This is a genomic window from Ensifer adhaerens, assembly GCF_013283195.1.
Classification (GTDB): Bacteria; Pseudomonadota; Alphaproteobacteria; order Rhizobiales; family Rhizobiaceae; genus Ensifer; species Ensifer adhaerens_G.
In genome coordinates, this window is the sequence record NZ_JABEKT010000001.1 from 608927 (window position 1) to 633655 (window position 24729).

Below are 24729 nucleotides of genomic sequence, written 5' to 3' on the forward strand. Positions count from 1 at the left end.
CTGCAACCAGACGGAGACATGAGATGGCAGTCAGTGCTAACCGGCTCGAGCTTCTGCAGATCGCAGATGCAGTGGCACGCGAAAAGGTGATCGACCGCGAGATCGTTCTGGCCGCGATGGCCGATGCGATCCAGAAGGCCGCGCGCTCCCGCTATGGTTCGGAATCCAACATCCGCGCCGACATCAATTCCAAGACCGGTGAAATTCGCCTGCAGCGTCTCCTGGAAGTGGTCGAGAAGGCGGAAGACTATTCCACCCAGATCCCGCTCGAACTGGCGCGCGACCGCAACCCGGACGCCAAGCTCGGCGACTTCATTGCCGACCCGCTGCCGCCGATGGATTTCGGCCGTATCGCCGCGCAGTCGGCCAAGCAGGTCATCGTGCAGAAGGTTCGCGAAGCCGAACGTGACCGCCAGTTCGACGAATTCAAGGATCGCGTCGGCGAGATCGTCAACGGCACCGTCAAGCGCGTCGAATACGGCAACGTCATCGTCGATCTCGGCCGTGGCGAAGGCATCATCCGTCGCGACGAGATGATCCCGCGCGAGAACATGCGTTACGGCGACCGCGTTCGTGCCTTCGTCTACGACGTCCGGCGTGAACAGCGCGGCCCGCAGATCTTCCTGTCGCGCACGCATCCGCAGTTCATGGTCAAGCTCTTCACCATGGAAGTGCCTGAAATCTACGACGGCATTATCCAGATCAAGTCGGTTGCCCGTGACCCGGGTTCGCGCGCCAAGATCGCCGTGATCTCGAACGATAGCTCGATCGATCCGGTCGGCGCCTGCGTCGGTATGCGCGGTTCGCGCGTTCAGGCCGTCGTCGGCGAGTTGCAGGGCGAAAAGATCGATATCATTCCGTGGTCGCAGGACCCGGCATCGTTCATCGTCAACGCGCTGCAGCCGGCGGAAGTCGCCAAGGTCGTTCTCGATGAAGACGCAGAGCGCATCGAAGTCGTGGTTCCGGACGAGCAGCTGTCGCTTGCCATCGGCCGCCGCGGCCAGAACGTTCGCCTCGCGTCGCAGCTGACCGGCTGGGATATCGACATCCTCACCGAGCAGGAAGAAAGCGAACGCCGTCAGAAGGAATTCAACGAGCGCACCAACCTGTTCATGGATTCGCTCGACGTCGACGAAATGGTCGGCCAGGTTCTGGCTTCCGAAGGCTTTGCCGCCGTCGAGGAGCTTGCCTTTGTCGATCTCGACGAAATCGCTTCGATCGACGGCTTCGACGACGAAACCGCCACCGAAATCCAGACCCGCGCCCGCGAGTTCCTGGACAGGCTCGAAGCCGAGATGGATGCCAAGCGCAAGGAACTCGGCGTTGCCGACGAACTGCGCACGATCAATGGCCTGACCAGCCCGATGCTGGTCGCGCTCGGCGAGGAAGGCATCAAGACCATCGAGGACTTTGCCGGTTGCGCCGCCGACGACCTGGTCGGCTGGAGCGAACGCAAGGATGGCGAGACCAAGCGCTTCGAGGGCACGTTCTCGAAGTTCGAGGTTTCGCGCGCCGATGCTGAAGCCATGATCGTTCAGGCACGTCTTGCTGCCGGCTGGATCACGGAAGACGATCTTGCCGTCGAGCAGGAAGAAGAAGAGGCGATCGAGGTTGCCGAAGGCGCGGAACAGGACGCCTGATGGCGACCACCGCATCGACTGACGCTGACGCTCTGCCTTCGGACAACGGTCCGAAGGACAAGAGCGGCAGCACCCGGACATGCATCGTCACGCGCGAGAGTGGCTCGCCCGACGATCTGATCCGCTTCGTCGCCGGACCCGACGGCCGCATCGTTCCCGATCTGAAGCGTCAGCTTCCGGGGCGCGGCTGCTGGATCAAGGCGGAGCGGGCGCTGGTTGAAAAGGCCATGGCGAAGAAGCTCTTCGCCCGTGCCTTGAAGGCCGACGTCAAGGTCGATGCGACGCTGGCCGACGACGTGGACAGGCTGCTCGTCGAGCAGCTTGCCGGCATGATGAACATGGCGCGCAAGGCGGCCCAGTTCATCTCCGGCGCAACGAAGACGGAGCAGGCCGTTCGTGGATTGGCGGCGCTTGCCGTCTTTCACGCGAGCGATGCGGCCGCCGACGGCGTCCGCAAGATTGACCAGGCCCGCAAGGCAATGAGCTTTGTGGTTGAAGATGAAACGGAAATACCCGCGTTCCGCCCCTTTTCGGCGGCGGAAATGGAGGGCCTTTTGGGAAGTAATGCTTTTATCCATGCCGCAACGCTTGCAGGGCAGGCGGGTGAGGGTGTAGTGAAGCGCGCAATCATGCTCGAAAAGTACCGTGGATCCGTCCCGGTCCGGGCCGAAGGCGGCGCTGGCAAGCCACAGCAATGACCCGCGTCACCGGCAAAATCCGGCATCGCGTACATTGTTTGAGACAATTTGGAAGACAGGGTCAGGTGATACGCATCCGGCCCTGATCGCTAGGAACGGAACGGAATGACCGACAACAACGACGACAAGACAGGCAGCGCAGCAGGCAAGAAGACGCTGACCCTGAAGCCCTCCGGGGTTTCGCAGGGGACCGTGCGTCAGGACATGGGCCGTGGCCGCACCAAGGCGGTCGTGGTCGAAACCAAGAAGCGCCCCTTCCATCGCCCCAAGGACGAGCGCCCGATCACGCCGGTGGCCGCGGCTCCCGCTGCCCGGCCGGCCGAGCAGCAGCGTCCGGCCCAGCCGCAGCCTTCGGGTCGTCCGGCGCCGCAGCCGCAGCAGCATCAGACCCGCCAGGAAGCCAACCAGGCGAACCGTCCGCGCGTCGGCGTCGTTCTGAACCAGCTTTCCGCCGGTGAGATCGATGCGCGCCGCCGTGCTCTGGCCGAAGCGCAGATCCGCGAAGCGGAAGAAGCGGTCATTCGCGCCGAGAACGAAGCGCGCCGCAAGCGTGAGGAAGAAGCCCGTCTCCTGCAGGAGAAGGAAGAAGCCGCACGCCGCGCCGCAGAAGAAGCGGCCCGCCCGGCTGTCGAGCCGGAAGCAAAGGCCGAAGAGGTTGTCGAAGAGCGCCCCGTGGCTGCTCGCGCACCGGCTTCCCCCGAGCGTCGCCCCGACAACCGTCCGCAGGCCGGAAGGCCCGCTGCCGCGCCGGCAGCTGGAGTTCCGACGCCGGCACCGGCCGGTGCTCTGCGCGGTCGCAAGGTCGACAACGAAAAGGATGACGACCGTAGCAGCCCACGTCCAGGCGCAGGTCCGGTTCGTGGCAAGGTCGTGCGTCCGGAGCCGGCAAAGCCGGTCACGCGCCCGAAGGGTGACGATGGTCGCCGCCAGGGCAAGCTCACGCTGACGACCGCTTCCGACGAGGATGCCGGCCAGCGCGCCCGTTCGCTGTCGGCGATGCGTCGCCGCCAGGAAAAGTTCAAGCGCAGCCAGATGCAGGAGACCCGCGAGAAGATTTCGCGCGAAGTCGTTCTGCCGGAAACCATCACCATTCAGGAACTGTCGCAGCGCATGTCCGAACGGGCCGTTGACGTCATCAAGTACCTGATGAAGGAAGGCCAGATGATGAAGCCCGGCGATCTGATCGACGCCGACCTGGCAGAACTCATCGCCGGCGAATTCGGCCACACCGTCAAGCGCGTCTCCGAGTCCGATGTCGAAGAAGGCATCTTCAACGTCTCCGACGTCGACGAAGAGCTGGAATCGCGTCCGCCGATCGTCACGATCATGGGTCACGTCGACCACGGCAAGACCTCGCTGCTCGACGCCATCCGTCATGCCAACGTCGTTGCCGGCGAAGCGGGTGGCATCACCCAGCACATCGGCGCCTACCAGGTCGAGCAGAACGGTAACAAGATCACCTTCATCGACACCCCCGGCCACGCGGCGTTCACCGCCATGCGTGCCCGCGGCGCCCAGGCGACCGACATTGCCATCCTGGTGGTGGCGGCCGACGACAGCGTGATGCCGCAGACGATCGAATCCATCAACCACGCCAAGGCGGCTGGTGTTCCGATCATCGTGGCGATCAACAAGATCGACAAGCCGACGGCCAATGCCCAGAAGGTTCGCACCGAACTTCTGCAGCACGAAGTCTTCGTCGAATCCATGGGTGGTGAAGTTCTCGACGTCGAAGTCTCGGCGAAGGCCGGCACCAACCTCGACAAGCTGCTCGAAGCGATCCTGCTTCAGGCCGAAATCCTCGACCTCAAGGCCAATCCGAACCGGACGGCCGAAGGTACTGTGGTTGAAGCCGAGCTCGACCGTGGCCGCGGTGCGGTTGCGACCGTGCTCGTCCAGAAGGGCACGCTGCGTCCGGGCCAGATCATCGTTGCCGGCGACCAGTGGGGCCGTGTGCGCGCTCTGGTCAACGACAAGGGTGAACACGTCAAGGAAGCGGGTCCGTCCATGCCGGTCGAAGTTCTCGGCCTGTCGGGCACGCCGGCAGCGGGCGACAAGTTCGCCGTCGTCGAAAACGAAAGCCGCGCTCGCGAGATCTCGGAATACCGTCTGCGGCTCGCCCGTGACAAGGCGGTTGCCCGCCAGTCCGGTTCGCGCGGTTCGCTCGAGCAGATGATGACCCAGCTCCAGACCTCTGGTCTCAAGGAGTTCCCGCTCGTCATCAAGGGTGACGTGCAGGGCTCGATCGAAGCGATCGCCGGTGCGCTGGACAAGCTCGGAACCGACGAAGTGCGTGCGCGCATCGTCCATTCGGGTGCCGGCGGTATCACCGAGTCGGATATCTCGCTCGCAGAAGCTTCGAACGCCGCCATCATCGGCTTCAACGTTCGCGCCAACAACCAGGCCCGTTCGGCAGCCGAGCGTGCAGGCATCGAAATCCGCTACTACAACATCATCTACGATCTGGTGGATGACGTTAAGGCGGCGATGTCCGGCCTGCTTTCGCCCGAGCGTCGCGAAACCTTCCTCGGCAACGCCGAGATCATGGAGGTGTTCAACATCACCAAGGTCGGCAAGGTCGCGGGTTGCCGCGTCACCGAAGGCAAGGTCGAGCGTGGCGTCGGTGTCCGTCTGGTTCGCGACAACGTCGTCATCCACGAAGGCAAGCTCAAGACGCTCAAGCGCTTCAAGGACGAAGTCTCGGAAGTCAACGTCGGTCAGGAATGCGGTATGGCGTTCGAGAACTACGAAGACATCCGCGCCGGCGACACGATCGAGTGCTTCCGCGTCGAACACATCACGCGGACGCTGTAAGATCCGTCCGATTAGAAATTGTGCGGGCGCCGGGTTATCCTTCGGCGCTCGCATTTTTTTGAGGTATTGACCAATGACCAGAGCCACATCCTCTGCCCCTAATCAGCGCATGCTGCGCATCGCTGAACAGGTGCGCGCCGCGATCACGCAGGTTCTGCAGCGCGGCGACGTCCGCGACCCTGTGATCGAGAAGACGCTGATCGCGATTTCCGAAGTCCGCATGTCGCCCGATCTGAAGATCGCCACCGCCTTCGTGACGCCGCTCGGCGTTTCCGACCATGCCGAGGTCATCGAGGCGCTGAACAAGCACGCCAAGTACATCCGCGGCCGTCTCGGCCCGCAGCTGCGCCAGTTGAAGTACATGCCGGAGGTTCGCTTCCGCGACGATACGAGCTTCGACAACTACAAGAAGATCGACGCCCTCCTTCGCTCACCGGAAGTTAGCCGCGATCTCGATCCGAATACCGACGACGAAGAATAGAAGAGTTCATGTCCAAACCGCGCAAACCCAAGGGCCGCCCGATTTCCGGCTGGCTGATCCTCGACAAGCCGCTCGATTTCGGCTCGACCGAAGCCGTTTCCAAGATCAAGTGGCTGTTCAAGGCGCAGAAGGCCGGCCATGCCGGAACGCTCGATCCGCTGGCCTCCGGCATGCTGCCGATCGCCCTTGGCGACGCGACGAAGACCGTCCCTTACGTCATGGACGGCCGCAAGATCTACGAATTCACCGTCGCCTGGGGCGAGGAACGCTCGACCGACGACCTCGAGGGCCAGGTGACGCATGCCTCGGATGCACGCCCGACGGAAGAGGCGATCCGCGCGCTGCTGTCGAACTACACCGGCGTCATCAGCCAGGTGCCGCCACAGTTCTCGGCGATCAAGATCGACGGCGAGCGCGCCTACGATCTCGCCCGCGAAGGCGAAACCGTCGATATCCCGGCGCGTGAAGTCGAAGTGTTCCGCCTGACCCTGCTTGGTGCCACGCCCAATCTCGCCCAGTTCGAGATCGAGTGCGGCAAGGGCACCTATGTCCGTTCGCTTGCCCGCGACATGGGCCGCGATCTCGGTTGTTTCGGCCACATCGCTTCGCTACGGCGCACCTTCGTGGCGCCGTTCGGCGAGGACGACATGGTACCGCTTGCCGATCTGGTGGCGCTCGAAAAGATCGAGAACGAAGAGGAGCGGCTGGCAGCCCTCGACGCCTTCGTCATCGAAACCGGCGAAGCGCTCTCCAGCCTGCCGCATATCGCCGTCAGCGATGACCAGGCGCACCGGCTGAAGATGGGCAATCCCATCATCCTGCGCGGCCGCGACGCGCCGCTGGCGACGCCCGAGGCCTATGCGACAACCCGCGGCAAGCTGATTGCCATCGGCGAAATCGCCGAGGGCGAGTTCCGTCCCAAGCGCGTCTTTGCCGTCGGCTGATTTCTTCGTTCCCCGGCATTTGCGTTTGCCTCATTGCTGACGCATGATCCCGCCAAAGCTCGGGCGACTGCTTCGAACCGGCGCCGTTTCGCCTTCGCAAGCGGGCCCTTGTCGCCCGTCTCGACCGCCGTTCGGCGGTCGCGATTGCCGCATGATTGTCCAGATCGCTTTCGATCTGGTGTCACGATCATGACGCAGTTTTAAGGTGTTGCGGTGGCCTTCGCGCGCTATATTCGACGCGCGACGCTGGAGTTGAGAGGCGGTGCATTTGGCGCAGGTTTCGCAAGAGGGAAGAAAGACTGCCGTCGGTCGCCTGGCGACAGCTCTTGATTTTGTCCGCCACCGTATGACGCGGCCTTTCCGCTTCTATCTGACATCGCTGCTGCTGATCGCCATCGTTCCCGCCTTCATCTTTTCGCTCGTTGTGCTGAAGCGCAGCGTTGATGCGCAGGAGCAGGTGATCACCGCGCTGCTGCAGGCTTCGACCGGATCGGTGACCCGCATCGTCGAGCGCGATGTTGAGGGCATGCTGACGACGCTGAAGGTGCTCTCGACCGCACCGGCGGTGGAGGGCGGCAACATGGAGGCCTTCTACCGCAGGGCCTCGACAGCGCTTGCCGAGACCGGCTCCTACCTGCTTGTCATCGACCGCAAGCACGAGCAGCTCATGAACACCCGGGTGCCCTTCGGCACGCCGCTCGGCAAGGGGTCCGATCCGGAATCCGTCGAGCGTGCCTTCACCAACAATGGCGCACCGTTGGTCTCCAATGTCTTCTTCGGCCAGACGGCCGGAAAATGGGTCTTCAATGTTTATTTGCCGGCGAAGCTTCCAACCGGCGAAGATTATCTGCTGACTCTGACGCAGAACGCCGAGAGCATGGCCAAGGCCGTCAACCGGGAAACGCTGTCGCCCGGCTGGAACGCCGCCCTGGTCGACGGCAACGGCAAGGTCATCATCTCCTCCGACGCCGCGGTCAAGGCGGGTGAACCGTTCTTCCTCGACAAGGTGCCGGCGATCAGCATCGGCGTGCGCAACATCACCGAGAATGGTACGGCCTATCGGGTAGCGACGGAGTTTTCCGTCCTGACCGGCTGGCGGATCATCGCCTGGGCACCGCGCGCCACGGTCGATGGGCCGGCTACGTGGTCGTTTCTCTGGCTGTCGCTCGGTGGCATCATCTTTGCCGGCATCGCCATTGCGGGATCGCTGGCCATCGCAAGGCTCCTGTCGCAAGGCGTAAAGCTCGTCGCACTCGATGCGCGCCGCCTCGGCGCCGGCGAGCGCATCGAGCCGCGCCCGCATATTATCGCCGAAGTCGAAACCGTCTCCGCTGCCCTTGCCAAGGCGGCTGCGTCGCGCACCAAGGCCGAGGGCGAAATCCGCTTCCTCATGCGCGAGGTTGCCCACCGCTCGAAGAACCAGCTGACGGTGATCCAGTCGATGCTGAACCAGTCGGTGCACTCCGCCGAGAGCGTCGCAGATTTCGCCGAATCCTTCCGCAAGCGCATCGCCGGCCTTGCCCGGTCCACCGATCTGATGATCGCCAATGCCGCGCAGGGCGTTGATTTCCGCGAGCTTGCCCAGAATCAGCTGCAGCCGTTCACGCCCGATGATCCCAAGCGCGTGGTCCTGTCGGGTCCGCCCTTAAGGCTGGACACGGAGAGCGCGCAGACGCTCGGCATGGCGCTGCATGAGCTGGCGACGAACGCCACGAAGTATGGCGCGCTTGCCAATACCACAGGCGTGGTCAAGCTCTCCTGGGCGCTGTCCGACGAGGGTATTGCCATCCGCTGGCGCGAGGAAGGGGCAGACATCGAGGCGCCGACGACGCCGCGCCGCAAGGGTTTTGGAACGCTGGTGCTGGAGCGCATGCTCGGCATGGCACTGAAGGCCGAACTCGAACGGATCATGCACCCCGATGGCATCGAGTGGCGGATCAATATTCCGAGGCATGCGAAGGACGGCGACGGAGATGATGCGGAACCTTGAAGCCATTCGGTTTTGAGGGGCGTTTTGAAAGGGGCGGCAATGCAGGTTCGCAAACGTCAATTTGGCATTCTGTCGGTCGCGTTGAGCCTGATGGCGGTGGCGCCTGCAGCGGGCCAGGATGTCGCTTGCGTGGTTGCCGATCCGACCGGAACGCCGCTGAACGTCCGCACGGAACCGAACGGCCGGGTTGTCATGTCGCTGGCCAATGGCAGCAAGGTTCGCCGCATCGGTGAACGCCTGCACGCCGGCAAGCGTTGGGCGCTCGTTTCAAGCGACGCGGGAGAACTTGGCTGGGTGTTTGCCGCCTTTCTCGACTGTGTTCCGGTTGACGGCGACCAGCTGAAGTCGGCACCGATGCGCCCGCGGCCGTCGGGGAATTGAGAGGCGCTCCACCATTGCTGAAGGGCCATTTTCATGACCCTTTCCTTTTTCATCCAATTCGGTTATAGGCACGCCAGCAAAAGGCGCATGCCCATTGCATTCACGGCCGCAGCTGGACGACATCCCGGCTGAAGGCGTCCCTAAATCCTCGAAATCGAAAGGATCATCCGATGTCGATTGCTGCAGAGCGTAAGGCTCAGCTCATCAAGGAATACGCAACCGTTGAAGGCGACACCGGTTCTCCGGAAGTCCAGGTTGCTATCCTGACGGAACGGATCAACAACCTGACCGAACACTTCAAGGGCCACAAGAAGGATAACCATTCCCGCCGTGGTCTTCTCGCGATGGTTTCCAGCCGTCGTTCGCTCCTCGACTATCTGAAGAAGAAAGACGAAGCGCGCTACACCAAGCTGATTGGTGCCCTCGGCATCCGTCGCTAAGCGACTTGCCCGGCGGATCGCATGCGGTCCGCCGGCCTTTTTTATTATGGGCGCAGAGCGCTCGAGAAATGAACTCTCCGCAAGCGCACTAGGCGCGGAAATGGAGAGGTATCCAGCGGGCCGGATGGGCCGGATCCGCGGATCAACCGATGGCCCGTCATGGGGCAGGATTGCAGGATGCTTCGGCGCCTGCTTGCAGAACCCGCTGCGGGGCAGCCAGGTTTTGCACAGCGGAAAGCGGCCGGTCTCTTTTGAAGCCTCCCGTTGTCTTGCCCGTGATGCGCCATACCAGGCGGTTTTCCGACCACCCGCGCTGCAACAGCCGCGGAAAGGTCTGCCGCACACGAAGGACAGAACATGTTCGATACCCATAAGGTTGAAATCGAATGGGCTGGGCGTCCGCTCAAGCTCGAAACCGGCAAGGTCGCCCGTCAGGCTGACGGCGCCGTTCTCGCCACCTACGGCGAAACCGTCGTTCTCGCCACCGTCGTTTCGGCCAAGGCGCCGAAGCCGGGCCAGGACTTCTTCCCGCTGACCGTCAACTACCAGGAAAAGACCTATGCCGCCGGCAAGATCCCGGGTGGCTACTTCAAGCGCGAAGGTCGTCCGAGCGAAAACGAAACGCTGGTTTCGCGCCTGATCGACCGCCCGATCCGCCCGCTCTTCCCCGATGGCTACAAGAACGACACCCAGGTCGTCGTCACGGTCATGCAGCATGACCTCGAAAACAATCCCGACATCCTGTCGATGGTTGCAGCTTCCGCTGCGCTGACGCTGTCCGGCGTTCCGTTCATGGGCCCGATCGGCGGCGCGCGCGTCGGCTACATCAACGGCCAGTACGTCCTCAACCCGCATCTCGACGAGATGGACGAATCGACCCTCGACCTCGTCGTCGCCGGCACGCAGGAAGCCGTGCTGATGGTCGAGTCGGAAGCCAAGGAACTGGGCGAAGAGATCATGCTCGGCGCCGTCGTGTTCGGCCAGAAGGGCTTCCAGCCCGTCATCGACGCCATCATCAAGCTCGCTGAAGTTGCTGCCAAGGAGCCGCGCGACTTCCAGCCGGAAGATCATTCCGCGCTCGAAGCCGAAATGCTCGGCATGGCCGAAGCCGAACTGCGCGATGCCTACAAGATCACCGAGAAGGCTGCCCGCTACGCTGCCGTCGACGCCGTCAAGGCGAAGGTGAAGGCACACTTCTTCCCGGAAGGCGCAGAGCCGAAGCACACTGCCGAAGTCATCGGCGCCGTCTTCAAGCACCTGCAGGCCAAGATCGTTCGTTGGAACATCCTCGACACCAAGAGCCGTATCGACGGCCGCGATCTGGAAACCGTTCGTCCGATCGTCTCGGAAGTCGGCCTTCTGCCGCGCACGCACGGTTCGGCGCTGTTTACCCGCGGTGAAACGCAGGCGATCGTCGTTGCCACGCTCGGCACCGGCGAAGACGAACAGTACGTCGACAGCCTGACCGGCATGTACAAAGAACGCTTCATGCTGCACTACAACTTCCCGCCCTACTCGGTCGGTGAAACCGGTCGCATGGGCTCCCCGGGCCGCCGCGAAATCGGTCACGGCAAGCTCGCATGGCGTGCTATCCGCCCGATGCTGCCGGAAGCCGAGCAGTTCCCCTACACGCTGCGTGTCGTTTCCGAGATCACCGAGTCCAACGGCTCCTCGTCGATGGCGACGGTCTGCGGCACCTCGCTCGCACTCATGGATGCAGGCGTTCCGCTCGCAAAGCCGGTTGCCGGTATCGCCATGGGCCTGATCAAGGAAGATGAGCGCTTCGCTGTTCTCTCCGACATCCTCGGCGATGAAGACCACCTCGGCGACATGGACTTCAAGGTTGCAGGCACCGACGCCGGCATCACCTCGCTGCAGATGGACATCAAGATCGAGGGCATCACCGAAGAGATCATGGGCATCGCGCTCAACCAGGCCAAGGGCGGCCGTCTCCACATCCTCGGCGAAATGGCAAAGGCCATCTCGGAAAGCCGCGGCCAGCTCGGCGAATTCGCACCGCGCATCGAAGTCATGAACATCCCGGTCGACAAGATCCGTGAAGTCATCGGTTCGGGCGGCAAGGTCATCCGCGAAATCGTCGAAAAGACCGGCGCCAAGATCAACATCGAAGACGACGGCACCGTGAAGATCGCCTCTTCGTCGGGCAAGGAAATCGAAGCGGCCCGCAAGTGGATCCACTCGATCGTTGCCGAGCCGGAAGTCGGCCAGGTGTACGAGGGTACTGTTGTCAAGACCGCCGACTTCGGCGCCTTCGTCAACTTCTTCGGCGCCCGCGACGGCCTCGTCCACATCTCGCAGCTCGCCTCCGAGCGCGTTGCCAAGACCACCGACGTCGTCAAGGAAGGCGACAAGGTCTGGGTCAAGCTGATGGGCTTCGACGAGCGTGGCAAGGTTCGCCTTTCCATGAAGGTTGTCGACCAGGCGACCGGCAAGGAAGTTGCTGCAGAAAAGAAGGGTGACGGCGAAGCCGCTGAATAAGCGGTCTCTGCCCGAACGCATTCGGGGCGCGGAGCGGATCGCTCCGCGCCCTTTTCTTGTACGAGATCGACGGAAGAAACCGATGAGCCGAGATGCATTGAAGACCCTGTTCCACCCGTTCGAAACCGGGATTATCGACCCGCCGGGCGAGGGCGAGCGTGTGCTCTTCCTCGGCGCAGAGGCGGGCTACAGGCTGCCTGAGGGCTTCGGAGCGTCGATCGCCGCCGTCCAGCCGCTAAGGCCGCTCTATCGCGCCCTGGAGGCCCAGCGTGCCGATGTGGCACCTGTTGTCACCGGCGAGGACTATGACCTAGCCCTGATCCTGTGCGGCAAGCACAAGGGCGAGAACGAGGACCGCATCGCCGAGGCGCTGAAGCGCACCCGCGACGGCGCGCTCATCGTCATCGCCGGCGGCAAGGAAGATGGCATCCAGTCGTTGAGGAAGCGCGTCGCCAAGTTCGAATGGGATGGCGATCACCTGCCGAAGTATCACGGCGTCGCTTTCTGGTTCACCCGGCCGGAAGATGTCACCGATGCCGTGCAGAAGCTTGCCAAGGTGCCGGTCCGCGTCGACGGCCTGTTCGAGGCGTCTCCCGGGATGTTCTCGCACGATCGCATCGATGCCGGTTCGGAGCTGCTGGCCTCGCGCCTGCCGCGCGACTTCAACGGCCATGCCGCCGATTTCGGCGCTGGCTGGGGCTATCTCGCGGTCAAGCTTGCCGAGGCGTCGCCGGGCACCAAGGGCATCGACCTGTTCGAGGCCGATCACGATGCGCTGGAGGCCGCCCGCGTCAACATGATGGCAAACGCGTCACGCATGCCGGCGCGCTTCTACTGGTTCGACCTGACGAGCGAAGAGCCGCGCGACAAATACGACCTCATCGTCATGAACCCGCCGTTCCACGAGGGTCATGCCGCCGAGCCGTCACTGGGCGTGGCGATCATCAAGGCAGCGCACAAGGCGCTGAAGCAGGGCGGCAAGGTCATGCTGGTCGCCAATCGCGGCCTGCAGTACGAGCAGACCCTTGCCGAGACCTTCAAGGAATATGGCGAGACCTGCCGCAACGCGCGCTTCAAGGTTCTCTGGGGCAAGCGCTGAGCGCCCAGCCGACGTTCTGATCCATTGGAAAGGCCGGGCCAAGCGCTCGGCCTTTTTGCATTTGCAAGGGCTGCAAGACTGGCAGGCAGCGTCCTCAAATCCCATTGCCATTGGTCGCGAACAGGCACACGATAAGGTGTCAGTCGGTATTTCCTATCGGAGGTGCGGTGCTATGCCATTCGGGCCAGGAAGGTCGCCTTTGACCGAGGATGTGGCGGAAGTGATCGCCAAGGATATCAAGCAGGCAGAGGGGCATGGTGCGACGTCGGAAGTACCGATGCCGTTCCTCAGAAGTCTTTATCGCCTGCCGCTGATACCGAACCCCATTCGCAGGACGCATGTATGCCTGATGAGCGCTGCCGTTGCTGCAGCCTTGGTCGCTATCCTGCTGCTTTCGGGGCTGCTCAGCGTCTGACGAGGCGCATGAAAAAGCCCACGGACCGGGATGATCCATGGGCTTTCATGAAAGGTTGTGGCCGGGTTTACTCGGCGTCGGCGGTCCTGAGCGCGTCGAGTGCCGGCATGGATGTGATGTTGTAGCCCGAGTCCACATAGTGGATTTCGCCGGTGACGCCGCGCGACAGGTCGGACAGCAGGTAGAGCGCCGAGCTGCCGACATCGTCGATCGTGACCGTGCGGCGAAGCGGCGAATTCTTCTGCTGCCAGGACAGCATGGCGCGGGCATCGGAAATGCCGGCACCTGCAAGCGTACGGATCGGGCCGGCCGAAATCGCGTTGACGCGGATGCCGCGCACGCCGTAGTCGGCAGCCAGGTAACGCACGGAGGCTTCGAGAGCCGCCTTGGCGACGCCCATGACGTTGTAGTTCGGCATCACCCGCACCGAGCCGCCATAGGTCAACGTCAGCATCGAGCCGCCGTCGTTCATCAGTTCGGCGGCCCGCTTGGCGATCTCCGTGAAGGAGAAGCAGGAGATCACCATGGTGCGGCTGAAATTGTCGCGGCTGGTGTCGGCGTAAAGGCCCTTCAACTCGTTCTTGTCGGAAAAGCCGATGGCATGAACGATGAAGTCGAGCTTGCCCCAGCGCGCCTTGATGGCCGCGATTACCGTATCGACCGACGCAATATCCTCGACGTCGCAAGGCAGCAGGAAGTCGGAACCGACTTCGGCCGCCAGCGGCTTCACGCGCTTGCCGAGCGCTTCACCCTGGTAGGTGAAAGCCAGTTCCGCACCTTGCGCTGCCAGCGCCTTGGAGATGCCCCAGGCAATGGAGTGGTTGTTGGCCACACCCATGATGAGGCCACGCTTACCGTTCATCAGTCCCGTCATGGTGTTATCCGTTGTGGCGCTGGAAGACGAGCGTTGCGTTGGTTCCGCCGAAGCCGAACGAGTTGGAAAGAACCGTATCGATCTTGGCGTTGTCGATGCGCTTGCGCACGATCGGCACACCGTCAAATTCCGGGTCGAGTTCGGTGATATGGGCGCTTTCGCCGATAAAGCCGGCCTGCATCATCAGGAGACCGTAGATCGATTCCTGGACACCGGCTGCACCCAGCGAGTGGCCTGTCAGCGACTTCGTCGACTGGATGTGCGGGATCTTGGAGCCGAACACTTCGCGAATGGCGCCGATTTCCTTGCTGTCGCCAACCGGGGTCGATGTGCCATGCGTGTTGATGTAGTCGACGTCGCCCTTTACGGTCGACAGCGCCTGACGCATGCAGCGGATCGCACCTTCGCCAGACGGGGCGACCATGTCGTAGCCGTCTGATGTCGCGCCGTAGCCGACGATTTCGGCGTAGATCTTGGCGCCGCGCGCCTTGGCATGTTCCAGCTCTTCGAGCACCAGCACGCCGGCGCCGCCGGCAATGACGAAGCCGTCACGGCTGGCGTCATAGGCGCGCGAGGCAGTCGAGGGCGTGTCGTTGTACTTCGACGACATCGCGCCCATGGCGTCGAACAGGTTGGACATCGTCCAGTCCAGGTCCTCGTGGCCGCCGGCGAACATCACGTCCTGCTTGCCCCACTGGATCATCTCCGCGGCATTGCCGATGCAATGTGCCGAGGTCGAGCAGGCCGAGGAGATCGAGTAGTTGACGCCGTGGATCTGGAACCAGGTCGCAAGCGTGGCAGACGCCGTCGACGACATCGCCTTCGGCACGGCGAACGGGCCGATGCGCTTGGGGCTGTTGTTCTTGCGGGTAATATCCGACGCTTCCACGATGGTGCGGGTGGACGGACCGCCCGAGCCCATGATGATGCCGGTGCGCTCGTTGCGCGAGATCATCGCTTCCTCGAGGCCGGAATCGGCAATCGCCTGCTTCATCGCCACGTGGTTCCAGGCGCCGCCCTGCGACAGGAAGCGCATGGCGCGCCGGTCGACGAGATCGGTCGGATCGAGCGTCGGTGCGCCCCAGACCTGGCACTTGAAGCCGTTTTCGGCAAAATCGGGAGAAAACGTGATGCCCGATTTGGCGTCGCGCAGCGATGCCGTGACTTCGTCGGCATTGTTTCCAATCGAGGAAACGATCCCGAGGCCCGTGACAACAACCCGTCTCATGGTAATGACCTTTTCTTTATCTCATTCGGTGCGGAGAACCCGCGGATTATTCGGTCTTTTCCTTCGACAGACCGACACGTAGGTCGGTTGCCTGGTAGATGGTCTCGCCGTCGGCCTTCAGCCAGCCGTCGGCAGTGCCGAGCACGAGGCGGCCGCGCATGACGCGCTTGAAGTCGATACCGTACTGGAGCAGCTTGGTGTGCGGGCGAACCATGCCCTTGAACTTCACTTCGCCCGTCGACAGCGCCATGCCACGACCGGGCTCGCCGAGCCAGCCTAGGAAGAAGCCGGTCAGCTGCCACATACCGTCGAGGCCGAGGCAGCCGGGCATGATCGGGTTACCCTGGAAGTGACAGGGGAAGTACCAGTCATCAGGGCTGACGTCGTATTCAGCGCGGATGAAACCCTTGTCGAAGGCGCCGCCCGTTTCGGAGATTTCCGTGATGCGGTGAACCATGAGCATGGGCGGCAGCGGCAGCTGCGCATTGCCTGGGCCAAACAGTTCACCTCGGCCGCAGGTCAGGATTTCCTCATAGCTGAAGCTTGATTGTCTGGTCGTCATCAATGGTTGTTTCCCCGAGTAACATAAAGTGTTGTCAGACCTGCTTTAGAGCAAGTTCGCTGTGAAATGAAGCGCATCAATGGCCGTTTTCGATGTTTCCGACGCCGGCTTCGCCCATTCCGGTGGCGATATCGTTCTGCCGTCGCTTACAGGATCAATGTGGGCCCGACCAGAGTTAAATACCAGCCTTTGCCGAAATAGGCCGGTTTTTCAGGCATTCCAGCCTTTCTGCACCTTAGAATCTATTGAAAGAACAGCGCGCAAAAGTTATATCGCAACGAAAGTATTGTAAATTTTACGGGATCCATGGAACGCTCCTTGATGACGAAAGCAACCGAAGTGAGTTCGGAAGAGAGATTGCGCAGCTCGGGCCTGCGCCCGACGCGTCAGCGCGTCGCGCTTGCCGATCTGATCTTCGCCAAGGGCGACCGTCACCTGACCGTAGAAGAGCTGCATGAAGAGGCTGTTGTCGCCGGCGTGCCGGTTTCGCTGGCAACGGTCTACAACACGCTGCATCAGTTTACCGAGGCCGGAATGATCCGCGTGCTCGCGGTGGAAAGTGCCAAGACCTACTTCGACACCAACGTTTCCGATCACCACCATTTCTTCGTCGAAGGTCAGAACGAAGTTCTCGATATCCCGGTCAGCAATATCGAGATCGGCAACCTGCCGGAACCGCCCGAAGGCATGGAGATTGCCCATGTCGACGTGGTCATCCGGCTCCGCCGCAAGCGCGAACGCGCGTAAAGCGTTTCTTCCTACATCACATCGTCGGGGTCGCGGCCGGGGCTTGCCTTGCCGATCGGCAGCGTCCAGCCGTATTTGAGCGCGCCGGCGCGTATGGTGAAGGCTGACATCACGCCAAGCGCCGAGGTCGCCACCAGCGGCAGTCCGATCATGGTGGCGACGACAAAGACGCCGGAGCCGATCAGGGCGGCCGTCACATAGACTTCCGGGCGCAGCAGCACCGAGGGCTCACCTACCAGCAGGTCGCGAAGGACGCCGCCGAAGGTCGCCGTCAGCATGCCGGTGACAAGGGCGACCGCGGGCGAGCCTGTTGCCGCCAACCCCTTTGCCGCGCCCATGACGCAATAGGCCGACATGCCGATGGCATCGAGCCAGACCAGTACGCGGTAACGCGAATAGAACAGGTGCGCCGTGAAGAACAGGACGACGCTGACCGAGGCGCAGACGAGCAGGTAGTTCGGCTTGAGCACCCAGAACACCGGCGTTGCGCCAAGGATGACGTCGCGCATCGTTCCACCGCCGATGCCGGTGACCGAGGCAAGGAAGAGATAACCGATGATGTCGAGCTGTTTGCGCGAAGCCGAGAGCGCGCCTGTGGCCGCGAAGACGGCGACGCCGGCATAATCGAGGATTTCGAGGATCGTCATGGCCGCTCCGTTGAAAGGCGCATCGCGGAAGTCTGTCGCATCGCAAGCTGGAGCATCCGGGGCCGTCGCGTCAACGGGGTGACGCGTTGGGCGGTGAGACGCCGGGAAGCAGGCTGTCCGTGCGCCCGCCGAAATAGTAGGCCGCCAGTCCGATCCATTCGCGCACCGCTGTCGTTGTCAGCTGGGCATTGAGAGATGGCTGGGTAAAGTCCAAGCCTGGTTTGACCATGCCGCTAGTGCGGTAGTCCGTTGGCCAGGGCGTGACCTTAAGCCCGAGCTTGTGGAAAAGCCCGACCGAGCGTGGCATATGGAAGGCCGACGTCACCAGCGCGCAGTTGGCAAGGCCGTTTGCTTCAAGCAGCCCATGCGTGTTGCGTGCATTTTCGAATGTCGTTCTCGACTGCTCCTCGCGGATCAGCCGATCGGGACCGATGCCGAAGGCGGCAAAGAAGGCGTCCGATGCCTTGGCATCGCCGTCATAGGCGCCGCTGAACGAACCATCGCCGCCGGACACCAGAATGCGCGCCTCCGGGTAGCGCTTGGCCAGCATGGCCGTCTCGACGAAGCGGTCGGCCGCCTGGTTGAACTCGATGCCGCCACGGCTGGCCATCACTTCGTTCTCGAAGGCGCCGCCGAGCACGATGATGCAGGAGAGGGCTACGGGTGGCTCAGCCGGCCGAGGGAAGCGGTCCTCGAGCATCTGGAGGAAATAGGATCCCGTCGTCGTGAACAGGCTGATGAAGAGCACGAGCGCGCCGAAAAGGCCGAAGGCGACGCCTATACGCCTGAGTCCCGCCGTCGTCATGATGAGGCCGGCAAGGGCAGCAAAAAACGCCAGGGAAAGGGGCTGCGCGATGAGCCAGAAAATCTTGGAAAGCAGAAACATCAGGCCCGTGTTCTTCCCTGCGATCCCTTAATATTTCGCAAAGGCATGGGGTCGGGCGTCCACCGCCCAACCCATTCGTCAGGCCGTCACGCCAGCGGCGAGCGGTTTCGGCTTGCCGGCACGAAGATAGCCGATGCCGAAGGCAACGAGCGCGCCGACGGCGACGATCGCCAGCGACAGCAGCGGGCGATAGGCAAACCAGGCGATGGCGATGACCAGGGGGCCGATGATGAGCGTCAGGATCGCCGCGATGATGCCAGTGCCAAATGCGACCACTGAACCAAGGACCGGAATGACGTCGGCGATGATGGAAAACAGCGACAGCATCAGCGTGAAGCCGATGAACAGGCCGATCAGTCCGCCCACGCGAACCAGCCAGGTAATCAGCGTGTTTTCGCTCTGGGCTGCGTCGAACATCTCGGCGGCGCTGGCAATGCCGGCCGAACTCAGGAACAGGTCGCGGCCGTTCGAAGTGCGATAGGGGGCGAGGCTGCCGCCTTTCTGCGCCGCGACGAAGCTCGCGGTTTCCGTGTCTTCGCGGGTAAAGCCGATGCGCAGATCGCCGACGGCTGGGTTCTGGCGGTCAGCGGAGACGAAGATCGTCTGGCCGTCGGTCTTGACAGGGCGGTTGGTGTCGAGCGCATCGGCCACGCGCTGCAGATCGGCGTCCGCCATCTTCACCGGGCTGTCGCGACCGAGGTCGGCTACGGCCCTGCCGTCGACCGAAAACGCGCCGAGCATCGCGCGCTCGACCATGAAGCGCTCGCTCGAAAGCGGCATCTCCGGGTTCTGGTGCCCGTTGCCGTCACGGAAATCGGCCGAATCAGCGCGGTCGCTGCGCCACTCCTTGGCGTAGGAATAGGTGGTGACCGTTTCCTCGCCGCCACCGAGCGTCTTGCGCGTCTCGCTCTTCTTTTCCTCGACCCATTGGTACATCTCGACCGAGCGGCGCAGACCCGCAGCGCCATTCGCAGACACTTCCAGCAGGCTATCGGTGGGCGTCCCGACAGGGTCGATCCGTCCGGCGATGTGGACCAGCTTGCCCTCGTTGCCAGCCTCGACGGCACCGCTGTCGACATCGACAACCGCACCGGCGCCCTCGACGAGCGCCCGATACGTCTTGACCGAACGGCCCTCGTTCCAGGCCAGCAGCCAGATCATGCCGAAGACCAGGATGAGCCCGATGAAGATGCCGACGACACCGTTCTTGAGGCGCGCAAACCACGACGTTCTGGTCGTTTCGGTAAAACTCATCTGATCCCCCGGCACGTGAATTCAATCCGGTTCACCAAGCGACCGGTTCGGTTTTCCCCGTTGGTAGCAGAAAAAAAGCGCAAGGGAATATATCGGCCGGACGGCGCAGACGATTGGCCCAAATATGGTGAAGGCCGTCAGTTCAAGGTGCTGTATTCGATGGGAAGTTTGGTGGAGCTAAGCGGGATCGAACCGCTGACCTCTTGCATGCCATGCAAGCGCTCTCCCAGCTGAGCTATAGCCCCATATCGGGTCCGGCGAGGCCGGTTCCGGGAAACTTGTCGGGCTGTTGTGCCCGGCGAGTGGCGGCTTATTACTTCTGCTTTTCGCGGATAGCAAGCCGAAAATGTCAGGCCGGTGGAAATAATTTCTGGACCGGCCCAATTTCCCCCCGTCCGCGCCAAAGGGCTGTGGACGGGAGGCATTCGCGTATTATTCTAAACCCTTAGACGTCGTCGTCGTCGTCGGACACGCCGATGAGGTCGCTCATGTCGTCGTCATCGTCTTCGTCGTCGGTCTGCAGGAAGGTATCGTCGTCGTCGTCGCCGTCGATCTCCACTTCGTCGTCGCCCAGATCCGGAATCTCGTCGCCGCCGGCTGCTTCGTCGTCAGCTTCCTCGAGCGATACGAGTTCGACTTCTGTGTTCTCGGTGTCGACTTCAGCGACCTCCTCTTCCTCTTCCTTCTCGAGCACCTTGGCAACCGAGGTTTCTTCGAAGAAGGACAGCGGGTAGGACTTGCCGGTGTAGGGGGAAACGATCGGATCACGGTTCAGATCGTAGAATTTGCGCCCCGTTTCCGGGTCAATGCGCTTTGTTCCGAGTTCCGCTTTTGCCACAGTCAAAGCCTCTTGAATGGCCGGCCGAGCCGGCGCTTGCCGGAAAGCCGGCGGGTGGAAAGGATATCAAGCCTATGATGATTAGCCGGTCCCCATAATCATCTTGGCCGCATCTGTCAAAGATAAAACTCGAAAGCCCTGCGCCGCCTGCTTTTTCTTCGTCCGGGATGATGATCGTGCAATCGCATTGTGTTAGGCAGCGGCAGCGCAGGATGGTCGCGCTCCGTTGCCGTTTCGCGGGTCGCGTTCCGGGCGAGCGGCCGCAGGTTCAAGGAAGGTTTGTATGTCCGCTGGCGTGATCGCAAAGCCTGCCGTTGCGCGCAGATCCGGGGCACTCCGTGGAGAAGTGCGTATCCCCGGCGACAAGTCGATGTCCCATCGCGCCCTGATGCTCGGCGGGCTTGCGGCCGGCCAGACGCGCATTGGCGGCCTGCTCGAAGGTGAGGATGTCTTCAACACTGCAAGGGCGATGCAGGCCCTCGGCGCCACGGTGCGCAAGGAGGACGGCAGCTGGATCGTCGACGGTGTCGGCAACGGTGCGTTGCTCGCGCCCGAAGCGCCGCTCGATTTCGCCAATGCCGGTTCCGGTTGCCACCTGATCATGGGGCTCGTCGGCGTTTATGATTTCGCGACGACCTTCGTCGGCGATGCCGCGCTATCCAGGCGACCGATGGACTGTGTGCTCGATCCCTTGCGCCAGATGGGCGTTCAGGTGACGTCGGCCGAAGGTGGCCGGTTGCCGGTGACGCTGAGCGGGCCGAAGACGGCAAATTCGGTGAGCTACCGCTTACCGATAGCCTCGGCCGAGGTGAAATCCGCCGTGCTGCTCGCAGGCCTGAACGCGCCCGGCATCACCACGTTGATCGAGCCGGTACCGACCGGCGATCATACGGAAAGAATGCTGCAGGCCTTTGGTGCCAACCTGACAGTCGACGCGGGTGCTGAAGGCGAACGCATCATTCGGCTCGAAGGGCAGGGCAGGCTGACCGGTCAGGACATCGACATCCCCGGCGATCCGTCCTCCGCTGCCTTTCCATTGGTGGCGGCGCTGCTGGTTCCGGGTTCCGACGTCACCCTTCTCAATGTGCTGATGAACCCCACCCGCGCCGGACTTATCGTGACACTGCAGGAGATGGGCGGGAAGATCGATGTGCTGAATGCGCGGATCCAGGGCGGCGAGGACGTGGCCGATCTGCGCGTCCGTTCTTCCGAGTTGAAGGGCATCACCGTGCCGGAAGACCGCGCCCCCTCGATGATCGACGAATACCAGGTGCTTGCCGTTGCGGCGGCGTTTGCCGATGGGCACACGGTGATGCGTGGTCTTGAAGAACTGCGCATGAAGGAATCCGACCGCCTTGCCGCGGTCCTATCGGGACTGAAGCTCAACGGCGTCGATTGCGACGAAGGGCCAGCCTCCCTCGTCGTCCACGGTCGCCCCGGTGGCAAGGGCCTCGGCAATGCCGCCGGGGCTGCCGTTGCGACCCGCCTCGACCATCGCGTCGCCATGAGCTTTCTCGTCATGGGGCTCGCATCCGAACATCCGGTCACCGTCGACGACGCGACGATGATCGCCACCAGCTTTCCCGGTTTCATGGAACTGATGGCGGGATTGGGTGCGACGATCGAGTAGAGTTCCGGGTCCGCGCAATCCAGCGGCGTTTAGAGCGGCGATTATAAAGGCGCGTTGTTGACGCGTGGATTCCATGTCGGTTTTGATTTATCTGGCTCAATGAGATTATCGATTGCAGGACCAACCATGATCACCATCGCTATCGACGGACCCGCAGCGGCAGGCAAGGGCACGCTCTCGCGCCAGATCGCCGAGGAATACGGCTTTCACCATCTCGATACCGGGTTGACCTACCGCGCGACGGCAAAAGCCCTGCTCGACGCCGGCCTGCCGCTCGATGACGAGGCGGTGGCCGAGCGCATGGCGCTCGAGGTCGAGCTTTCCGGCCTCGATCGCTCCATCCTGTCGGCGCATGCGATTGGCGAAGCGGCGTCGAAGATTGCCGTCATGCCGGCCGTGCGCCGCGCACTGGTCGAGGCGCAACGGGCGTTTTCGAAGAAGGAGCCGGGCACCGTGCTCGATGGCCGCGACATCGGCACCGTCGTCTGCCCCGATGCGGCGGTCAAACTCTACGTCACTGCGTCGCCGGAAGTGCGGGCGAAACGCCGCTTTGACGAGATCGTCGGCAATGGCGCCGTCGCCGATTATGCGGCGATCTTCGACGACGTGAAGAAGCGCGACGAGCGCGACATGGGTCGCGCCGACAGTCCTTTGCGCCCCGCCGATGACGCGCACTTGCTTGATACGTCTGAAATGAGTATAGAGGCGGCGTTTCAGGCCGCGAAATCTCTGATCGATGCGGCCCTGATCAAGAAGATCTGAAGAAGAGCCTATCCCCGACGCTGTCAGGATCGCTCTTCTTGCATAAGCCTGAAATCCCGTCCACGCGCCGGATTGTCCCTTTGATGGGACGGACTGGGTTCAGGCCTTTTCAACACCAACCCCCGGCGCATGTGTGTCTCCATTTGAGATGCATGCAGGAGATTTCATGTCTGCTACCAACCCAACCCGTGATGATTTCGCAGCGCTTCTCGAAGAATCCTTCGCGAAGACCGATCTGGCCGAAGGCTATGTTGCCAAGGGCATCGTCACGGCCATCGAAAAGGACGTCGCCGTTGTCGACGTCGGCCTGAAGGTCGAAGGCCGCATCGCTCTGAAGGAATTCGGCGCGAAGGCCAAGGACGGCTCGCTCAAGGTCGGCGACGAAGTCGAAGTCTACGTTGAGCGCATCGAAAACGCGCTCGGCGAAGCTGTTCTTTCGCGCGAAAAGGCTCGCCGCGAAGAAAGCTGGATGCGCCTGGAAGTGAAGTTCGAAGCCGGCGAACGCGTCGAAGGCATCATCTTCAACCAGGTCAAGGGTGGCTTCACCGTCGATCTCGACGGCGCCGTGGCCTTCCTTCCGCGCTCGCAGGTCGACATCCGTCCGATCCGCGACGTGACCCCGCTGATGCACAACCCGCAGCCCTTCGAAATCCTCAAGATGGACAAGCGTCGCGGCAACATCGTCGTTTCGCGTCGTACCGTTCTCGAAGAATCCCGTGCCGAACAGCGTTCTGAAATCGTTCAGAACCTTGAAGAAGGCCAGGTTGTCGAAGGCGTCGTCAAGAACATCACCGATTACGGTGCGTTCGTCGACCTCGGCGGCATCGACGGTCTGCTCCATGTCACCGACATGGCATGGCGTCGCGTGAACCATCCGTCGGAGATCCTGAACATCGGCCAGCAGGTCAAGGTTCAGATCATCCGCATCAACCAGGAAACCCACCGCATCTCGCTCGGCATGAAGCAGCTCGAGTCGGATCCGTGGGATGGTATCGGTGCGAAGTATCCGGTCGGCAAGAAGATCTCGGGTACCGTCACGAACATCACCGACTACGGTGCGTTCGTCGAGCTGGAGCCGGGCATCGAAGGCCTGATCCACATCTCCGAAATGTCCTGGACCAAGAAGAACGTACATCCCGGCAAGATCCTGTCCACGAGCCAGGAAGTCGACGTTGTCGTTCTCGAAGTCGACCCGACCAAGCGTCGCATCTCGCTCGGCCTCAAGCAGACGCTCGAGAACCCGTGGCAGGCATTCGCGCACAGCCATCCGGCTGGCACGGAAGTTGAAGGCGAAGTCAAGAACAAGACCGAATTCGGCCTGTTCATCGGCCTCGACGGCGACGTTGACGGCATGGTGCACCTTTCCGACCTCGACTGGAACCGTCCGGGCGAGCAGGTCATCGAAGAGTTCAACAAGGGCGACGTCGTTCGCGCCGTTGTTCTCGACGTCGACGTCGACAAGGAGCGCATCTCGCTCGGTATCAAGCAGCTCGGCAAGGATGCAGTCGGCGATGCCGCCGCTTCCGGCGAACTGCGCAAGAACGCTGTCGTTTCGGCCGAGATCATCGCCGTCAACGACGGTGGTATCGAAGTGAAGCTCGTCAGCCACGAGGACATCACCGCGTTCATCCGCCGCGCCGATCTGTCGCGTGACCGCGACGAACAGCGTCCGGAGCGTTTCTCGGTTGGCCAGGTTGTCGACGCTCGCGTCACCAACTTCTCCAAGAAGGACCGCAAGATCCAGCTGTCGATCAAGGCTCTGGAAATCGCGGAAGAGAAGGAAGCCGTTGCTCAGTTCGGTTCGTCCGACTCGGGCGCTTCGCTCGGCGACATTCTCGGTGCCGCTCTGAAGAACCGCCAGACCAACGAGTAATCGTTGCCTGACGTCTGAAATAAAAGG

General features: G+C 62.3%; 22 protein-coding genes and 1 tRNA gene. 15 read left to right on the top strand and 8 right to left on the bottom strand.

Annotated features, from left to right (window positions below; all coding sequences use genetic code 11):
* The first annotated feature begins 23 nt into the window (after positions 1–23).
* The 11 genes from nusA to LPJGGPFB_RS02825 all read left to right on the top strand — a co-directional run bounded on the left by nusA (position 24) and on the right by LPJGGPFB_RS02825 (position 13401).
* The gene (nusA, locus tag LPJGGPFB_RS02775) at positions 24–1640 is read left to right on the top strand and encodes a transcription termination factor NusA (RefSeq protein ID WP_173418634.1); all 1617 of its coding nucleotides are present in this window, start codon (positions 24–26) and stop codon (positions 1638–1640) included.
* The gene (locus LPJGGPFB_RS02780) at positions 1640–2338 is read left to right on the top strand and encodes an RNA-binding protein (RefSeq protein ID WP_173418635.1); all 699 of its coding nucleotides are present in this window, start codon (positions 1640–1642) and stop codon (positions 2336–2338) included. Before nusA ends, LPJGGPFB_RS02780 begins: the two co-directional genes overlap by 1 nt.
* 105 nt (positions 2339–2443) lie before the next feature.
* On the top strand, positions 2444–5152 hold the full coding sequence (gene infB / locus LPJGGPFB_RS02785; protein WP_173418636.1) for a translation initiation factor IF-2: 2709 nt from the start codon (positions 2444–2446) through the stop codon (positions 5150–5152).
* A gap of 73 nt (positions 5153–5225) precedes the next feature.
* Positions 5226–5633, top strand: a complete 408-nt coding sequence (gene rbfA, locus LPJGGPFB_RS02790) for a 30S ribosome-binding factor RbfA (RefSeq protein ID WP_173418637.1) — start codon at positions 5226–5228, stop codon at positions 5631–5633.
* Between the two features lie 8 nt (positions 5634–5641).
* Positions 5642–6577, top strand: a complete 936-nt coding sequence (truB, locus tag LPJGGPFB_RS02795) for a tRNA pseudouridine(55) synthase TruB (protein ID WP_173418638.1) — start codon at positions 5642–5644, stop codon at positions 6575–6577.
* A 268-nt stretch (positions 6578–6845) separates the two neighbouring features.
* Positions 6846–8567, top strand: coding sequence for a sensor histidine kinase (locus tag LPJGGPFB_RS02800; RefSeq protein ID WP_173418639.1), 1722 nt, complete (start codon positions 6846–6848; stop codon positions 8565–8567).
* A 39-nt stretch (positions 8568–8606) separates the two neighbouring features.
* Positions 8607–8948 carry an SH3 domain-containing protein gene (locus LPJGGPFB_RS02805; RefSeq protein ID WP_173418640.1) on the top strand — a complete coding sequence of 114 codons (342 nt, stop codon included), beginning with the start codon at positions 8607–8609 and terminating at the stop codon, positions 8946–8948.
* Positions 8949–9118: 170 nt separating this feature from the next.
* The gene (rpsO, locus tag LPJGGPFB_RS02810; RefSeq protein WP_025425494.1) at positions 9119–9388 is read left to right on the top strand and encodes a 30S ribosomal protein S15; all 270 of its coding nucleotides are present in this window, start codon (positions 9119–9121) and stop codon (positions 9386–9388) included.
* A 357-nt stretch (positions 9389–9745) separates the two neighbouring features.
* Positions 9746–11887 carry a polyribonucleotide nucleotidyltransferase gene (gene pnp / locus LPJGGPFB_RS02815; RefSeq protein ID WP_173418641.1) on the top strand — a complete coding sequence of 714 codons (2142 nt, stop codon included), beginning with the start codon at positions 9746–9748 and terminating at the stop codon, positions 11885–11887.
* A gap of 82 nt (positions 11888–11969) precedes the next feature.
* A complete protein-coding gene (locus tag LPJGGPFB_RS02820; RefSeq protein WP_173418642.1) occupies positions 11970–12986 on the top strand; it encodes a class I SAM-dependent methyltransferase in 1017 nt (338 codons plus the stop codon).
* 199 nt (positions 12987–13185) lie between these two features.
* Positions 13186–13401: a hypothetical protein gene (locus LPJGGPFB_RS02825; protein ID WP_234902755.1), complete on the top strand. Its 216-nt coding sequence runs from the start codon at positions 13186–13188 to the stop codon at positions 13399–13401.
* A 67-nt stretch (positions 13402–13468) separates the two neighbouring features.
* Here LPJGGPFB_RS02825 and fabI read toward each other — a convergent pair whose 3' ends face one another.
* From fabI to fabA, 3 genes are read right to left on the bottom strand one after another with little or no spacing between them, the layout of a single operon-like run.
* A complete protein-coding gene (fabI, locus tag LPJGGPFB_RS02830; RefSeq protein ID WP_173418644.1) occupies positions 13469–14275 on the bottom strand; it encodes an enoyl-ACP reductase FabI in 807 nt (268 codons plus the stop codon).
* A gap of 4 nt (positions 14276–14279) precedes the next feature.
* Positions 14280–15503 (bottom strand): beta-ketoacyl-ACP synthase I, encoded by a 1224-nt coding sequence (gene fabB / locus LPJGGPFB_RS02835; RefSeq protein WP_173418645.1) that lies wholly within the window; start codon positions 15501–15503, stop codon positions 14280–14282.
* Between the two features lie 46 nt (positions 15504–15549).
* On the bottom strand, positions 15550–16065 hold the full coding sequence (gene fabA, locus LPJGGPFB_RS02840; protein ID WP_077499331.1) for a 3-hydroxyacyl-[acyl-carrier-protein] dehydratase FabA: 516 nt from the start codon (positions 16063–16065) through the stop codon (positions 15550–15552).
* Between the two features lie 321 nt (positions 16066–16386).
* Between fabA and irrA the strand changes: the two genes are divergently transcribed.
* On the top strand, positions 16387–16812 hold the full coding sequence (gene irrA, locus LPJGGPFB_RS02845; RefSeq protein ID WP_077499560.1) for an iron response transcriptional regulator IrrA: 426 nt from the start codon (positions 16387–16389) through the stop codon (positions 16810–16812).
* A gap of 11 nt (positions 16813–16823) precedes the next feature.
* Here the strand turns inward: irrA and LPJGGPFB_RS02850 are convergent, their stop codons facing one another.
* The 5 genes from LPJGGPFB_RS02850 to LPJGGPFB_RS02870 form a co-directional block, all read right to left on the bottom strand.
* Complete coding sequence (locus tag LPJGGPFB_RS02850) at positions 16824–17459, bottom strand: trimeric intracellular cation channel family protein (RefSeq protein ID WP_173418646.1); 636 nt, start codon at positions 17457–17459, stop codon at positions 16824–16826.
* A 70-nt stretch (positions 17460–17529) separates the two neighbouring features.
* Positions 17530–18345 carry a YdcF family protein gene (locus LPJGGPFB_RS02855; RefSeq protein ID WP_173418647.1) on the bottom strand — a complete coding sequence of 272 codons (816 nt, stop codon included), beginning with the start codon at positions 18343–18345 and terminating at the stop codon, positions 17530–17532.
* A gap of 78 nt (positions 18346–18423) precedes the next feature.
* The gene (locus LPJGGPFB_RS02860; protein WP_173418648.1) at positions 18424–19599 is read right to left on the bottom strand and encodes a TMEM43 family protein; all 1176 of its coding nucleotides are present in this window, start codon (positions 19597–19599) and stop codon (positions 18424–18426) included.
* A 169-nt stretch (positions 19600–19768) separates the two neighbouring features.
* Positions 19769–19844 (bottom strand) — tRNA-Ala (locus LPJGGPFB_RS02865).
* Between the two features lie 200 nt (positions 19845–20044).
* The gene (locus tag LPJGGPFB_RS02870) at positions 20045–20437 is read right to left on the bottom strand and encodes a TIGR02300 family protein (protein ID WP_173418649.1); all 393 of its coding nucleotides are present in this window, start codon (positions 20435–20437) and stop codon (positions 20045–20047) included.
* Between the two features lie 283 nt (positions 20438–20720).
* Between LPJGGPFB_RS02870 and aroA the strand changes: the two genes are divergently transcribed.
* The 3 genes from aroA (at position 20721) to rpsA (ending at position 24702) form a co-directional block, all read left to right on the top strand.
* Positions 20721–22067: a 3-phosphoshikimate 1-carboxyvinyltransferase gene (gene aroA, locus LPJGGPFB_RS02875; RefSeq protein ID WP_173418650.1), complete on the top strand. Its 1347-nt coding sequence runs from the start codon at positions 20721–20723 to the stop codon at positions 22065–22067.
* Positions 22068–22193: 126 nt separating this feature from the next.
* Complete coding sequence (gene cmk / locus LPJGGPFB_RS02880; RefSeq protein ID WP_173418651.1) at positions 22194–22829, top strand: (d)CMP kinase; 636 nt, start codon at positions 22194–22196, stop codon at positions 22827–22829.
* Positions 22830–22995: 166 nt separating this feature from the next.
* The gene (rpsA, locus tag LPJGGPFB_RS02885) at positions 22996–24702 is read left to right on the top strand and encodes a 30S ribosomal protein S1 (protein ID WP_077499319.1); all 1707 of its coding nucleotides are present in this window, start codon (positions 22996–22998) and stop codon (positions 24700–24702) included.
* Positions 24703–24729 lie beyond the last annotated feature (27 nt).